Annotated in this window: 15 protein-coding genes; 4 read left to right on the top strand and 11 right to left on the bottom strand. The window is 62.7% G+C overall.

The genetic code is table 11. The features are described from left to right. Nucleotides 1-9 precede the first annotated feature (9 nt). Genes leuS through holA form a run of 3 tightly spaced genes read left to right on the top strand, consistent with a single transcriptional unit; the run spans nt 10 to nt 4,033 of the window. Nucleotides 10-2,532, top strand: a complete 2,523-nt coding sequence (gene leuS / locus DKB74_RS09800; protein ID WP_109807959.1) for a leucine--tRNA ligase — start codon at nt 10-12, stop codon at nt 2,530-2,532. Continuing rightward, the gene (gene lptE, locus DKB74_RS09795; protein ID WP_109807958.1) at nt 2,529-3,023 is read left to right on the top strand and encodes an LPS assembly lipoprotein LptE; all 495 of its coding nucleotides are present in this window, start codon (nt 2,529-2,531) and stop codon (nt 3,021-3,023) included. Before leuS ends, lptE begins: the two co-directional genes overlap by 4 nt. Then, nucleotides 3,020-4,033: a DNA polymerase III subunit delta gene (holA, locus tag DKB74_RS09790; protein WP_109807957.1), complete on the top strand. Its 1,014-nt coding sequence runs from the start codon at nt 3,020-3,022 to the stop codon at nt 4,031-4,033. The genes lptE and holA overlap by 4 nt, the downstream gene beginning before the upstream one ends. Nucleotides 4,034-4,067: 34 nt before the next feature. Here holA and DKB74_RS09785 read toward each other — a convergent pair whose 3' ends face one another. Genes DKB74_RS09785 through DKB74_RS09760 form a run of 6 tightly spaced genes read right to left on the bottom strand, consistent with a single transcriptional unit; the run spans nt 4,068 to nt 9,803 of the window. Further along, on the bottom strand, nt 4,068-4,985 hold the full coding sequence (locus DKB74_RS09785) for a ParB/RepB/Spo0J family partition protein (protein ID WP_109807956.1): 918 nt from the start codon (nt 4,983-4,985) through the stop codon (nt 4,068-4,070). Then, nucleotides 4,982-5,764, bottom strand: a complete 783-nt coding sequence (locus DKB74_RS09780; protein WP_109807955.1) for a ParA family protein — start codon at nt 5,762-5,764, stop codon at nt 4,982-4,984. The genes DKB74_RS09785 and DKB74_RS09780 overlap by 4 nt, the downstream gene beginning before the upstream one ends. Then, nucleotides 5,761-6,387: a 16S rRNA (guanine(527)-N(7))-methyltransferase RsmG gene (gene rsmG / locus DKB74_RS09775; protein ID WP_109807954.1), complete on the bottom strand. Its 627-nt coding sequence runs from the start codon at nt 6,385-6,387 to the stop codon at nt 5,761-5,763. The genes DKB74_RS09780 and rsmG overlap by 4 nt, the downstream gene beginning before the upstream one ends. Then, a complete protein-coding gene (gene mnmG / locus DKB74_RS09770) occupies nt 6,384-8,219 on the bottom strand; it encodes a tRNA uridine-5-carboxymethylaminomethyl(34) synthesis enzyme MnmG (RefSeq protein WP_109807953.1) in 1,836 nt (611 codons plus the stop codon). Before mnmG ends, rsmG begins: the two co-directional genes overlap by 4 nt. Nucleotides 8,220-8,277: 58 nt before the next feature. Further along, entirely contained in the window at nt 8,278-9,564 is a 1,287-nt protein-coding gene (gene mnmE / locus DKB74_RS09765; RefSeq protein ID WP_193504416.1) for a tRNA uridine-5-carboxymethylaminomethyl(34) synthesis GTPase MnmE, read from the bottom strand. A 5-nt stretch (nt 9,565-9,569) separates the two neighbouring features. Continuing rightward, on the bottom strand, nt 9,570-9,803 hold the full coding sequence (locus DKB74_RS09760; protein ID WP_109807951.1) for a DUF6489 family protein: 234 nt from the start codon (nt 9,801-9,803) through the stop codon (nt 9,570-9,572). 94 nt (nt 9,804-9,897) lie between these two features. Between DKB74_RS09760 and DKB74_RS09755 the strand changes: the two genes are divergently transcribed. After that, nucleotides 9,898-10,596, top strand: a complete 699-nt coding sequence (locus tag DKB74_RS09755) for a dienelactone hydrolase family protein (RefSeq protein WP_109807950.1) — start codon at nt 9,898-9,900, stop codon at nt 10,594-10,596. Nucleotides 10,597-10,618: 22 nt separating this feature from the next. Here the strand turns inward: DKB74_RS09755 and DKB74_RS09750 are convergent, their stop codons facing one another. The 5 genes from DKB74_RS09750 to hemE all read right to left on the bottom strand — a co-directional run bounded on the left by DKB74_RS09750 (nt 10,619) and on the right by hemE (nt 14,650). Next, nucleotides 10,619-11,335: a TerC family protein gene (locus DKB74_RS09750; RefSeq protein WP_109807949.1), complete on the bottom strand. Its 717-nt coding sequence runs from the start codon at nt 11,333-11,335 to the stop codon at nt 10,619-10,621. Nucleotides 11,336-11,353: 18 nt separating this feature from the next. Further along, the gene (rho, locus tag DKB74_RS09745; RefSeq protein ID WP_109807948.1) at nt 11,354-12,610 is read right to left on the bottom strand and encodes a transcription termination factor Rho; all 1,257 of its coding nucleotides are present in this window, start codon (nt 12,608-12,610) and stop codon (nt 11,354-11,356) included. A gap of 180 nt (nt 12,611-12,790) precedes the next feature. Next, complete coding sequence (locus tag DKB74_RS09740) at nt 12,791-13,141, bottom strand: hypothetical protein (protein WP_109807947.1); 351 nt, start codon at nt 13,139-13,141, stop codon at nt 12,791-12,793. 31 nt (nt 13,142-13,172) lie between these two features. Next, a complete protein-coding gene (locus DKB74_RS09735) occupies nt 13,173-13,619 on the bottom strand; it encodes a CopD family protein (RefSeq protein ID WP_109807946.1) in 447 nt (148 codons plus the stop codon). Then, the gene (gene hemE, locus DKB74_RS09730; protein WP_109807945.1) at nt 13,616-14,650 is read right to left on the bottom strand and encodes a uroporphyrinogen decarboxylase; all 1,035 of its coding nucleotides are present in this window, start codon (nt 14,648-14,650) and stop codon (nt 13,616-13,618) included. Before hemE ends, DKB74_RS09735 begins: the two co-directional genes overlap by 4 nt. Nucleotides 14,651-14,903: the final 253 nt, after the last annotated feature.

The raw sequence follows: 14,903 nt of genomic DNA, 5'->3' as shown, positions 1-14,903 counted from the left end.
AGCAGCGTAATGGCGTCGCGGTTCAATCCGCTCAAGGCGGACGCGGCGTGGCAGAAAGTGTGGGAGGAAAACCGCACTTTCGCCGCGCGTGACGATTCGCCCAAGCCCAAATCCTATGTGCTCGAGATGTTTCCCTATCCATCGGGGCGCATCCATATGGGCCATGTCCGCAACTATACGATGGGCGACGTCCTGGCGCGCTATCGGCGGATGACCGGGCATGAAGTGCTCCACCCGATGGGGTGGGACGCGTTCGGCATGCCCGCCGAAAATGCGGCGATGGAAAAGGGCGTGCATCCGGGCGGATGGACGCGCGAGAATATCGCGACGATGCGGGCGCAGCTGAAACGACTCGGCTTCGCACTCGACTGGTCGCGCGAACTGGCGACCTGCGAGCCTGAATATTATGGCCATGAACAGGCGCTGTTCCTCGATTTCCTCGAGGCCGGCCTCGTCTATCGCAAGAAAGCGACTGTGAACTGGGACCCGGTCGACATGACCGTGCTGGCCAATGAGCAGGTGATCGACGGCAAGGGCTGGCGCTCGGGCGCCGAAGTCGAAAAGCGCCAGCTCGATCAGTGGTTTCTGAAGATCACCGATTTCGCCGACGACCTGCTCGAAGGGCTGAAGTCGCTCGAGCATTGGCCCGACAAGGTCAAGCTGATGCAGGAAAACTGGATCGGCAAGAGCCAGGGCCTGCAGTTCCGGTTTGCGCTGTCCGACGGCGGATCGGTCGAAGTGTTCACGACGCGGCCCGACACGATTTTCGGATCGAGCTTCGTCGCGATCGCCGCCGATCATCCGATCGCCAAACAGCTGGCCGAGAATTCGGAAGAAGTCGCCGCGTTCGTCGCCAAGTGCAAGGCCGGCGGCACCAGCGCGGCCGAGATCGAAACGCAGGAAAAGCTGGGATACGACACCGGCATCACCGCGACGCATCCCTTTGATACGACATGGAAACTTCCGGTCTACATCGCCAATTTCGTGCTGATGGACTATGGCGTCGGCGCGGTGTTCGGCGTGCCGGCGCATGACCAGCGCGACCTTGATTTCGCGCGCAAATATAACCTGCCGGTGCGCCGCGTGGTTTCCGAAGGCGACAAGGAAGCACCCGAATTCGAAGGCGACGAGGCCTATACTGGCCCCGGCACGCTGGTGAATTCGCATTTCCTCAACGGCATGGACGTTGCCGACGCCAAGCGCGAAGTGATCAGCCGTGCCGAAGCCGATGGCTGGGGGCAGGGGACGACCGTGTGGCGCCTGCGCGACTGGGGCGTCAGCCGCCAGCGTTATTGGGGCACGCCGATCCCGATCATTCGCTGCGACAAATGCGGGTCGGTGCCGGTCCCGCGCGACCAGCTGCCGGTGAAGCTGCCCGAAGACGTGTCGTTCGACATTCCCGGCAATCCGCTGGTCCGCCATCCGACGTGGAAGCATGTCGATTGTCCGAGCTGCGGCGGCAACGCCGAGCGCGAGACCGACACACTCGATACCTTTGCCGATTCGTCCTGGTATTTCATCCGCTTCGCCAGCCAGCCCGACGACAAGCCGTTCGACAAGGAAGTCGCCGAGCAATGGCTGCCGGTCGGGCAGTATATCGGCGGGGTCGAGCATGCGATCCTGCACCTGCTCTATGCCCGCTTCTTCACGCGCGCGCTTCAGCAGATCGGCAAACTCGACGTCGCAGAGCCGTTCGCGGGACTGTTCACGCAGGGCATGGTGACGCACGAAACCTATTATCGCGATCGCGGTGAAGGTGTCAGCAGGCTGTGGTTCAATCCCGAAGAGCTGAATTTCGAATCGGACAAGGTCACGGCAAAGGCGGACGGCGCGCCCGTCACCGTCGGCCGCGTCGAGAAGATGTCGAAATCGAAGAAGAACACCGTCGATCCGACCGAAATCGTCGATCAGTACGGCGCGGATGCGGTCCGCTGGTTCATGCTTTCCGATTCGCCGCCCGAACGCGACCTGGAATGGAGCGAAAACGGCATCGAAGGCGCCTGGCGTTTCGTCAATCGCCTGTGGCGGCTGTTCGACGGGCTCCAAGACGCCCAGGGCGAGGACAAGGATCTCGACCGCAAGCTGCATCGCACGATCGCCGGCGTTGCCGAGGATATCGACGCGCTGTCGTTCAACAAGGCGGTGGCAAAGCTCTATGAGCTGGTCAATGCGATCGAAAAGGCAAAGCCCTCCGCCTCGCGCGCTGCGGCGATCCGCACCCTGCCGCGCATCGTCGCGCCGATGGTGCCGCATCTGGCCGAGGAAGTCTGGGCCGGCATGGGGCAGGACGGCCTGATCGCGGACGCGGCCTGGCCCGACGTCGATCCGGCACTGCTGGTCGAGGATGAAGTCACCGTCGCGGTGCAGGTGAATGGCAAGCTGCGCGATACGCTGCTACTGCCCAAGGGTGCTCCGCGCGAGTCGGTCGAGGCCGCCGCGCTGGCATCGGACAAGATTGTGCGCATCCTGGATGGCAAGGCGCCGAAAAAGGTAATCGTCGTGCCCGATCGACTGGTGAACATCGTCGCATGAAGGCCATAGCCGCCCTGCTCGCGCTGACGGCGCTTTCGGGCTGTGGCCTGACACCGCTCTATGGCGGTGGTGCCGGCGGACCGGTGCGCACCACCATGGCGGCGATCGACGTCGCGCCGATCGAAGGCCAGGCGGGCTGGTTGATGGGCAATGCGCTGCGCGATCGGCTGCATGTCGGACAAGCGAGTGCACCGCGCTATCGGCTTGAAGTGCGGCTCGACGACCAGATCACGGGTCTTGGCGTGCGCAGCGACGACAGCGTGGCGCGCGAGCGCCGCACGTTGCGCGCACGCTATCAGCTGATCGATCTTGCCACCGGCACCGTGGTGCTCGACGCGACGGCCGGTTCGGACGCGGGCATCGACGTGGTCGGTTCGGAATATGCGACCATCGCGGCCGAACGGAGCGCGCTGGAGCGTCTTTCCGGGATCGTCGCGGATCAGATCGTGGCGAGACTGGCGCGCTTCGCCCGCGCCGACGGAGACCGGTGAAAGCCAGCGCAGCCCAGATGCGGGCGCAGCTTGCCGCGCCCGACCGCAAGGTCCGCCTTTATCTTCTCTATGGGCCGGATGAAGCAGGTGCGGGCGACATTGCCGCAAAACTGGCCAGCGCAATCGACCCGAACGTCGAGAAAATAGACTTAAATATCAAAGAGTTACGCGATTCTCCTGGGCGTCTCGCCGATGAGGCGGCGTCGCTGTCGCTGTTCGGCGAGCGGCGACTGATTCGAGTAATGGGCGCGGAGGACGGCATCACCGAAGCCTTTCGGTTGTTGCTCGAAAGCGAGGCAGGGGAAAATCCGGTCGTGGCGACCGGGCCGTCGCTCAAGAACAGCAGCAAGCTCGTGAAGCTGGCGATTGCTTCGCCGCTGGCGCTGGCGCAGGCCTTTTACGTGCCCGAGGGGCAGGATGCCGCCAGGCTCGCCGCGAGTATCGCGCGCGACCATGGCCTTCGGCTGGTCGGGGAGACCGCAAGCCAGCTTGCTTCCGCCGCCGCGGGCGATCGCGCGATCCTGACGCGCGAGATCGAAAAGCTCGCATTGTTCCTCGATGCCGCACCGGAGCGGCCGCGCGACGCCGATCCGCTGGCGCTGGAGGCGATCGGAGCCGATATCGGCGAACCCGAACTTTTCCGCACGATCGAAGCGATCATCGAAGGGCGAACGCGCGAGATCGGCGACGAACTCGCCGAGCTCAACGCCGGCGGGGGATCGGGAATCCCGTTGCTGCGCATGCTGACTCGGCGACTGATCGCGTTGGCCGAGCTGCGCGCGCAGGTCGATGCCGGGCAGTCGATCGAACAGCTTGCCGAACGGATTTTCTTCCGCGAACGGGCAGCGACTGTGCGCGCGCTGAAACGGTGGAGCGCCCGCCAGCTGGCGCATGCGATCGACCGGACACGCGCAGCCGAACGCGCGATGATGCATGGCGCGAGCGCGGGCGAAGTGCTGGCGGAGGCGGAATGCGCCGCGATTGCTCGCGCCGCGGCACGGATGCGCTAGCGCAGGACAGACCGGTTCCCGTCCTTTATGCGCGTCAGATGCGTTCGCCGCTCAACCGCTGGCACACCATGTCGAGCTGGTCGAGCGAGGAATAGGAGAGGGCAAGCGTCCCGCCCTTTGGCCCATGCGTGATTTTCACGCGCAGACCCAGCACGTCGCCCAGCTGATTTTCAAGCGCGGCGATATCGGCATCGCTTCCCGATCCGCTGTCGCCGCGTCGCGCAGACGAAGCCCCCGCAGCGCCCCCGGGCTTGGCGCGGCGGACAAGCTCTTCGGTCTGGCGTACCGAAAGATCCTGATCGACCACCTTGCGGGCAAGCACTTCGGGATCCTGCGCACCGATCAGCGCCCGCGCATGGCCCATTTTGAGCGAGCCATCGACCACCATCCGCTGCACGCCGGCGGGAAGGTCGAGCAAGCGCATCAGATTGGCGATATGGCTGCGCGATTTGTGAACGATGCGCGAAAGTGCTTCCTGCGTATGATGGAACTCGTCGATCAGCTTGCGATAGGCGTCCGCCTCTTCGATCGCATTGAGGTCCTGGCGCTGGATATTTTCGAGCAGCGCGATTTCGAGCGTTTCCGCTTCGGTCAGGTCGCGGATCACCACCGGGACTTCGTGCAGGCGCGCCCGCTGCGCCGCACGCCAGCGGCGTTCGCCGGCAACGATCTGATATCCCTTGCCGTGCGGCCGGACGACAATCGGCTGAATCAGGCCGCGTGCCTTGATCGATCCCGCCAGTTCGTCGAGCGCATCGTCATCGAAATGCCGGCGCGGCTGTTCGGGATGCGGTGCTAGCGCCGTGACGGGCAGCGTCCGAATCCCCGCGCTGAGATCACCATCGCCAATCGGTTCCTCGGCAGCCGATTCGCCCAGAAGCGCGCTGAGGCCACGGCCAAGGCCGGGACGCTGTTTGCGGCTGGCGGCGGGAGAAGGGGGGGTGTCGGTCATGCGGCCTTCTTAAGCTTGGGCAGGCGATCGATCACTTCGCGTGCGAGCGCGATATAGGCTTCCGAACCCGCGCATTTATAATCGTAAATCAGCGCGGGCACGCCATGGCTGGGCGCTTCGGACAGGCGAACGTTCCGCGGAATGACGGTTTCGAACACGACGCGGCCGAGGACGGCACGGACATCGTCCGAAACCTGGTCGGTCAGGCGGTTGCGCCGGTCATACATGGTAAGCACCACGCCCAGGATCGAAAGACCGGGGTTAAATCGGCCGCGGATACGCTCGACGGTATTGAGCAGCTGGCTGAGCCCTTCGAGCGCAAAAAACTCGCACTGGAGCGGCACCAGCAGGGCGTGCGAGGCAACCATCGCATTGATCGTGAGCAGGCCGAGCGAGGGCGGGCAATCGATCAGGACGACGTCCCATCGATCGCTGGTATCGCGCCCGATTGCAGCGTCGAGACGATGGGTCCGCGCATCGAATTCGATCAATTCGATCTCGGCGCCGGACAGATCCTGAGTCGCCGGGACGATATCGAGCCCGGGAACCCGGGTCGGAATGGCGACTTCGTCGGGCGTCGCCTCCCCAACCAGCAGATCATAGGTCGAGCTTTCGCGGTCGGCGCGACTGATGCCCAGACCGGTCGACGCATTTCCCTGAGGGTCGAGATCGATCAGCAAGACCCGCTGGCCCGTCGCGGCGAGCGCGGTGCCGACGTTGATTGCTGTTGTCGTCTTGCCGACTCCGCCCTTTTGGTTGGCGATGGCGATACAAATCATCTCGGGCGAACCTCCCGTGCGACGACAATGCCGGATTCAGGATCAGTGACGCTCTGTTCCACGTGGAACGAACCTTGCCACGCCCTGCGCGCGGCTTCCACCTCTGATTGCGCATTTCGTCCTTTTGGCAGCAGCCATAGCGTCTTTCGCGATGTCGATGGCGCCGCCGAAGCGAACAGATTGGGTAAAGGCGCTACCGCGCGTGCCGAAACGATATCGGCGCGATGGGGAGGGCTATACCGCTCTATCTTCGATCCGATAACCTGCACACGGTCCGCAAGACCCAGCTGTGCGACACACTGCTCCAGAAACGCCACACGCTTGCCGCGCGGCTCGACAAGAACATAGTGGTTGCGGGGTTCGAGAATGGCGACAACGATCCCCGGCAGGCCGGCGCCGGTTCCGATATCCACCCATGTTCCGCCGACCTTTTCCCCGGCCAGCAGCAGCAACTGAGCCGAATCGACGATATGCCGCGACCACAGCGTATCCACCGTGCTGGCGGATATGAGGTTCTGATGCTCCGCCTCTGCAAGCAACAGCGCCACATAATCTGCGAGCAACGTTTCACGTGGAACATCGAATCGGTCGACAATCCAGGCGCGCGCCTCTTCCTCGGTCATGCCGCTCTACGCTTGCTGTGGAGATAGATTGCAGAGACCGCTGCAGGCGTGATGCCGCGAATCCGCGCGCATTCGCCCAGCGTGGCAGGGCGCGCGGCGGAAAGCCGCTCGACCATTTCATTCGAAAGCCCGGCGATCGCCGCGAAATCGAGGTCTGCCGGCAAAGCGACGCGATCATTCGCCCGTTGCGCGTCGATCTCGGCCTGTTGCCGCTCCAGATAGGGCGCGTACCGCGCGTCGGAAACGAACTCCCGGACCAGCGCTTCGGGGATATCGAGATCGCCGACCAGTTGTTCTGGGGTGATATCCGGAAAGCGGAGCCATTCGGAGGCGGTGCGTCGCGCACCGTCCTGTGCGACGGGAATTCCCCGCGCATAGAGTTGCGAGGCCGTCAGCGGGATCGAAAAAGCAGTGGTCAGCGCAGCAAAGCCGTCGCGACGCATCTGAACCCGCTCGCGGCGCGGTGCACGCAAACAACCAGCGGCTTCGGCAATCGGCGTCAGGCGCGCCTCGGCATTGTCCGCCCGAAGGCGCAGCCGATATTCCGCACGCGCCGTAAGCATACGATAGGGCTCGGTCACGCCCTGCAGTACAAGATCATCGATCATCACGCCGAGATAGCTGCTCTCGCGCGACAGCGTGACGGAGGGCAGGGCACAGGCATGTGCCGCGGCATTCAATCCAGCAATCAGTCCCTGGCCTGCCGCCTCTTCATACCCCGTGGTACCGTTGATTTGGCCGGCAAAGAAAACGCCCGGAATCGCCGGCAGGGCGAGCGTCCGATCCAGTGTCCGCGGATCGATATAATCATATTCGACTGCATAGCCCGGGACGACGATCTGCGCCCGCGCAAGTCCGGGGATGGCATTCACCATCGCCTGCTGCGTATCGGCGGGTAACGAGGTGGATAGGCCGTTGGGGTAGACCAGATGGGTATCGAGCCCCTCGGGCTCGAGAAAGATCTGGTGGCCGTCGCGATCGCCGAACCGATGAATCTTGTCTTCTATCGACGGGCAATAGCGCGGCCCCTGACCTCCGATGGCACCGGAAAACAGCGGCGATCGCTCGAGATCGCTGCGAATGATGCCATGTACGACTTCATTGGTGCGCGTCACTGCACAGTGAAGCTGGGGCAATACGCGCCGCGCCACCATCGGCGACATGGTCCAGAATTCACTGTCGCTTGGTTGCTCGTCAAGCGTTCCCCAGGCGATCGTGCGTCCGTCCAGACGCGGCGGCGTTCCCGTCTTGAGCCGCGCCATCGGCAAGGCGAGTTCGCGCAGCTGTTCCGCAATGCGGGAAGCTGCCGCTTCACCGATACGGCCGCCGTCCAGCCGCTCTTCACCGCGAAAGATCTTGCCACCCAGAAACGTTCCCGTGGCCAGCACCACTGCACTACCGGACAATGGCGTACCATCGCCCAGAATCACCCCGGCGACACGACCCGAGACGATCTGAAGCGCCGAAACCTCGCCGGCGATCAGCGTCAGACCGTCCTGCGCCTTCAGCATCTCCTGAATCGCGCGTGCGTAGAGCTTTCGGTCCGCCTGGATCCGCGGACCCTGAACCGCGGCGCCCTTGCTGCGGTTGAGCATGCGATAATGGATCGCCGCCGCATCGGCTGCTTGCGCAATCAGCCCGTCAAATGCGTCAACTTCGCGGACCAGATGGCCTTTTCCGAGCCCACCGATCGCAGGATTGCACGACATCGCGCCAAGCTTGGTCAGATCGAAGCTGACCAACGCCGTGCGCGCGCCACGGCGCGCCGCCGCGGCCGCTGCCTCGGTGCCTGCATGACCGCCACCGATTACGATGACATCGAATTCCGCCATGGCGTCGCGCTAGAGCGTTGATCGCGCCACGTCAAAGTGTTCCACGTGGAACACGTCGCTATTTGCCGATGCAAAAGCGCGAAAACAGCGCATCGAGCATCGATTCGACATCGGCCCGCCCGGTAATCGCATCGAACGCCTGGCGCGCCGCGCGCAAATCCTCGGCCATCAGCACTTCGTCTGTCTCGTCAGCCGCACGGCGCAGCGCCGCCGCCGCTTGCGATGCCAGCCCGTGCTGGCGCTGGTTGAAGCTCAGCGCATCTTCCGGCGGCAACAGGTCGCGCGCGGCCTCACCCAGCGCAGTCCATAATTCCGGCAATCCCTCTCCGGTAGCCGCCGAAACGCCAAGGCGACTCATCGGCACGGTTGCTCGCGCTGCCTTATCGCTGCGCGGATGCAGCGAGAGGATCCTCGGATGCGGGGGCGGCGATTCATCGCCCAGCCACAGCAGAATGTCGGCGCGCGCCATCGCCTCGCGCGCGCGTGCGATCCCTACCTCCTCGATCGCGTCGTCAGTCGCATCGGCAAGCCCGGCAGTATCGGTAAAAAGATAGGCAATGCCATCGCGCACGAGCGGAACTTCGATCCGATCGCGCGTCGTGCCGGCCACCGGCGAGACAATCGCCGCTTCGCGCCCCGCCAGCGCATTGATCAATGTCGACTTCCCGGCATTGGGCGGGCCCGCCAGCACCACGCGAATGCCGTCGCGTAACCGCTCCGCCGGTGGTAGCGCCAGAACCGCATCGATCTCGTCCGCAAGCGCTCCGGCCGTTTCGCCCAGTCGCCGAACGCTCGCCGTCGACGCGACATCTTCCTCATCGCCATGATCGAGCAACGCCTCGACACCCGCCGCTATTCCCAACAGCCGCTCGGTCCACAGCGCGATGGTGCGGCGCAGACCCCCTTCGGCAACCCCCAATGCCTGCCGCCGCTGGCTCTCGGTCTCTGCGGAAAGAAGATCGCCGAGACCCTCGGCCTCGGTAAGGTCGATCCGCCCATTGGCCAGCGCGCGACGCGTAAATTCGCCCGGCTCGGCGCGACGCAGATCCGCCATCGCGTCGAGCGCTCGCTCGACGCTGCGGACCACCGCCCGTCCGCCATGAAGGTGCAGTTCGACAATATCCTCACCCGTCGCGCTGGCGGGCCCTGGAAAGCAGAGCATGAGCGCGCGGTCGAGCGGATCGCCATTGGCAGGATCGCGTAACAGCCGCACGCCGGCCTGGCGCGGCGACGGCAGGCTTCCCGCCAATCCCTTTGCAGCGGAAAAAGCGGCCTCGCCGCTGATCCTCAGCACTGCGATCGCCGCGGGCGGCATGCCGCTGGAAACCGCGAAAATCGTATGCACGAAATTCAGCTGCCCGACTTGCCGCCCGTTTCAAACATGCGTCGCCAGAAATTGAGCCCGGCTTCGCCCATCGGTGCCCAACTGCGCATTACCGTCTCGACAAGTTCGGGGCTGGGGTTGGTGCCGATCGTATCCACCAGCATCGACACATACTTCTCATGCACCGGCGCCATATCCGGCAAACCCATCGCCCGGCGCGCTTCTTCGGGAGTGCACTCGACTTCGACATTGATCTTCATTCGGCTTCTCCACTTGAGCGCCCCGACGCCCGGCTGCTAGCAATGTGCGTACGACTTAGGCACTGCTAGTGATAATCGGCAAGGGAGCGAAGCCATGGGTGAGAGCATTACAATCGAAACGCTCGACAAGAGCGGCAGTTTCTCCGCCTATTGCGCGATGCCCCATCAGGCGCCGAAAGCCGCGATCGTCGTCATCCAGGAGATTTTCGGCGTCAATGAAGGCATCCGCCGCAAGTGCGACAAGCTTGCCTCGGATGGCTATCTTGCCATCGCCCCCGACCTGTTCTGGCGGCTAGAACCGGGCGTCGAGCTCGATCCCGATGTCGAACCCGAATTCAAACGCGCGCTCGATCTGATGGGCAAGTTCAATCAGGACGCCGGCGTTCGCGACATCGAAGCGACGATCAGGAAAGCGCGCGAAATGGCCAATGGCGGCAAGGTCGGCGCGGTCGGCTATTGCCTGGGCGGCAGGCTGGCTTTCATGACCGCCGCACGCACCGATGTCGACGCCGCAGTCGGCTATTATGGTGTTGGTATCGACAATCTCCTGCGCGAGAAAAACGCCATCGGTCACCCGCTGATGCTCCACATCCCGACAGAGGACGGCTTTGTCGACAAGGAGACTCAAGCGAAAATGCACGAGGGGCTGGATGATCATCCGCAGGTGACGCTGTATGATTATCCCGGCGAAGACCATGGCTTCGCAACCGAGATGGGCAAGCGCCGTTCGGAGCAATCGGCGCAACTGGCGGACCAGCGCACTGCCGAATTCTTCGCGAAAAACCTATCCTAAGCTACTGTAAAATAGGCGTTTTTCAGAAAAACAGGGACATCAGTCCCTGTGTTTCTGCGCCGCCGACCCAGCCTTCATAGATCATCTTGCCGGCAACGAATATGATCACGGCAAGGCCGAAATATGCGATCCAGCGATAGCGGTCGATCAGCTTGGCGATGAAGTTCGCGGCCAGGCCCATCAGCGCGACGGAAAGCAGCAGGCCGACGATCAGAATACCGGGATGTTCGCGCGCTGCGCCCGCGACCGCGAGCACATTGTCGAGGCTCATCGAAACATCGGCGACGGCGACGGCCCAGGCCGCAGCGGCAAAACTGCGGCCCGGCTTCAGGCCGGACTCGGTATCGTCGGATCCATCGTCAAGGTCATGGCCTTCGCGGATTTCGCGCCAGAATTTCCAGCTGACCCACAACAGCAGCAAGCCGCCGGCGAAGATCAGCCCGACAATGCCCATCAGCCAGGTCACGACGAGCGCAAAGGCAATCCGCAGCACCAGCGCCGCGCCGATGCCGATCAGGATCACCTTCTTGCGCTGATCCGCCGGCAAACCCGCGGCCAGTGCTCCGACGACGATCGCATTATCCCCGGCCAGTACCAGGTCGATCATCAGAACCTGAAAAAAGGCGGCCAGCGCCGCCGGTTCACCAAGATTCGAAAAGTCCGCGATGATGTGCGACCACATATCGCCCAACGACATCGGCCCCGCCGCACCGGCGGCCACCGTCAACATCTCGAACATCACAAACCCTTGAACTGCTTATTGATTCATCGAATCGAAGAAATCCTCGTTGGTCTTCGAATCCTTCATCTTGTCGAGCAGGAACTCCATGGCATCGACCGTGCCCATCTGCATCAGGATACGGCGCAACACCCACATTTTGCTGAGCGTGCCCTTGTCGACCAGCAGCTCTTCCTTGCGCGTGCCCGACTTGCCGACATCGAGCGCCGGGAAAATACGCTTGTCGGCAACCTTGCGGTCCAGGACGATTTCCGAGTTACCGGTGCCCTTGAACTCTTCGAAAATCACTTCGTCCATGCGGCTGCCGGTATCGATCAGCGCGGTCGCGATAATCGACAGCGAACCGCCTTCCTCGATGTTGCGCGCCGCGCCGAAGAAACGCTTCGGACGTTGCAGTGCATTGGCATCGACGCCGCCGGTCAGCACCTTGCCCGAACTGGGCACCACGGTGTTGTAGGCGCGGCCGAGACGCGTGATCGAATCGAGCAGGATGACCACGTCCTTCTTGTGCTCGACCAGGCGCTTGGCCTTTTCGATCACCATTTCGGACACCTGCACATGGCGCTGCGCGGGTTCGTCGAAGGTCGAACTGATCACTTCGCCGTTCACGCTGCGCTGCATGTCGGTGACTTCTTCCGGCCGCTCGTCGATCAGCAGGACGATCAGGAAGACTTCGGGATGGTTGTCGGTGATCGCCTTGGCGATGTTCTGGAGCAGCACGGTCTTGCCGACGCGGGGCGGGGCGACGATCAATGCGCGCTGGCCCTTGCCCTGGGGCGAGACGATGTCGATCACGCGGGCGGACTTGTCCTTCACCGTCGGATCGAGCGTGTCGAGCGAGAGCTTCGAATCGGGATAGAGCGGCGTCAGATTGTCGAAATTGACGCGATGGCGCACTGCCTCCGGATCGTCGAAATTGATCGACGAGAGGCGCGTCAGCGCAAAATAGCGCTCGCCATCCTTGGGCGCGCGAATTTCACCTTCGACCGTGTCACCGGTCCGCAGACCGAATTTCCGAACCTGGTTGGGTGAAACATAGATATCGTCGGGACCGGCCAGATAATTGGCCTCCGGCGAACGAAGAAAACCGAAACCATCGGGCAGCACTTCGATCGTGCCTTCGCCCATGATCTGATCGCCGTTTTCGGCCTGCGCTTTCAGGATCGCAAAGAGCAGATCCTGCTTTCGAAGCGTCGACGCGCCTTCCACACCAAGTGCTTCGGCCATTTCGACCAGTTCGGCGGGCGATTTCTTCTTGAGGTCCTTGAGGTGCATGAAAAGTCCGAAAAGCTGCGCATATGGGAAGGGTAGCGTCGGTCGGCGAAAAGGCGGAAAAGCGCGCGAAACGATGCTGAAAGGAGGGCGGCGCCCACCAATGGCGAACGTCGGATCGAGACCTAGGAGCGGCTATGGCGCAAGTCAAGCTGCCGCGCGATCAACAGCAGGCGATTCGCGCTATTGCGCGGCGCCCGAAATTTCCTGGCCCAACGCGATCATCGCCTGTCCGCGATCGCGCAATATCGCCGAACAGCGGGTGATTTCGGCCTGCATCTCGGTTTCGGAGTTTCCCTGATCGAGCAACCCACGCAGCTGGCCTGAAAAATCAAATCCCGGACTGCGGCCATCGATCCGGCCCATGAAATAGATCACGCCGAGCGACAGCAATTGCTGCTGGTCGGCCGGCGCAGCATCCAGCGCGGCGGCAAGCGTCGCAACGCATTTGAGATCGTCGATATTGGGATCGGTCGCCTGTTCCTGCGGAACGGCAAGGCCGATCGCGAACATCATCGTCAGAAATGCGCCCATTGCGGCCCCGATCTCAAAAAAAAGCCCGGTATCAAAAAGGTTTCACGACAACGAGTATGACGATCAAAACCACTGCGAGTCCAGGAACTTCGTTGAGCATGCGCAGCGTCCGCGTCGGAAAACGCGTTTCGCCGCGCGCCAGCTTTTTCGAATAGGCAACGGCCCAGCCGTGAAACCCGGTCAGCAGCACCACCAGCAGCAATTTGGCGTGGAGCCAGCCTTGCCCCGCAAACCATCCGCCCGACAATGCGATCGCCAGCCCCGAAAGCCAGACGATAATCAGCGACGGCGTCAGGATGATCGAACGCAGCTTGGCCTCGCGCGCAACCCAGGCGGCGGCTTCGTCGGGCCGGTCGAGCGCTTCCTGATGATGGATCAGATAGCGCGGAAACAGGAACAGCCCCGCCATCCAGAAGATGACGAAAATCACATGCAACGCCTTTACCCACAGATACAGGCCGCCCAGGAACCCCGTCATTTCGTTTCTCCCCTGATCCGCGCCAGCGCCGCATGGACATGGTCGATCGGCGTATCCTGTTGAATACCATGGCCCAGATTGAAGATATGCGGCCGATCGGCAAACGCACGCAGAATCCGGTCGATCGCATTGTTCAGCGTCGTTCCCCCGGCTATCAGCACCAGCGGATCGAGATTGCCCTGCACCGGCAAATCCGCCGGCAAATTCGCATTCGCCCATAGCGGATCGACGGTTTCATCGAGCCCGATCGCGTCCACCCCCGTTTCGGCGGCATAGGCGGCTAGTTTGCCGCCGGCGCCTTTGGGAAAGCCGATGATCGGCACATGCGGCGCCCGGGCACGCAATTCGGCGACAATATGCGCGGTCGGTGCGATCACCCAGCGTTCGAACTGCGCCGGGGACAGGCTTCCCGCCCAGCTGTCGAACAGCTGCACTGCCTCGACCCCCGCCGCAATCTGAGCAAGCAGATATTCGATCGTCGCCGACACGATATGGTCGACCAGAGTCTGCATCAGTTCCGGATCGGCATAGGCAAGCCGCCGTGCCTCGGCCTGTTCGCGGCTTCCCTGACCGGCGATCATATAGGTCGCGATGGTCCAGGGACTGCCAGCAAAGCCCAGAAAGGTGACATTGCCCGGAAGCGCTGCCTTCACGCGCGTGATCGTCCCATAGACCGGCGTCAGCGCGGCGGGATCATAATCGAGCGCCCCAACCTGTGCCGCATCGGTCATTTTCGGCGCCAGTCGCGGACCTTCCCCGGCTTCGAACCAGAGCTTTTGGCCGAGCGCCATCGGAATGACGAGAATGTCGGAGAACAGGATCGCCCCGTCGAACGCGAAACGACGGATCGGTTGAAGCGTGACTTCCGCAGCGGCATCGCTGTCGTGCACCAGATCCAGGAATCCGCCCTTTTCAGCGCGCAACTCCCGATATTCGGGCAGATAGCGGCCGGCCTGGCGCATGAACCATATTGGCGGCCGTTCCTGCCGTTCGCCTTTCAGCGTTGCGAGCAGCGGTTTGGCATCGGTCATGTCGGCAAGGCTTCCTTCCAACCTAATCTAATTAAGAGAATCTAGTTATTGTTGGAGTCTGTTGGTGCGTGGATGCCGGGGCTTATGCGTTGTTCCCGCCGAAGCCAACAGCTTGACTCGATCGATGGCGATGGCCGCATGCGGATTCGCACCCGCTCATCCGCATAATCCACAGACTGTGCAATGAATCACGCGCTGGGGACGGCGCTGTGGATGACTGTCGAACGACTCGATCGAGTCCGGCAAGCTTGGC

This window comes from Stakelama portus (assembly GCF_003171655.1).
Taxonomy (GTDB): Bacteria; Pseudomonadota; Alphaproteobacteria; order Sphingomonadales; family Sphingomonadaceae; genus Sphingomonas; species Sphingomonas portus.
Note: the sequence above shows the minus strand (reverse complement) of the source record. Positions and strands in the feature narration are given on the sequence as shown.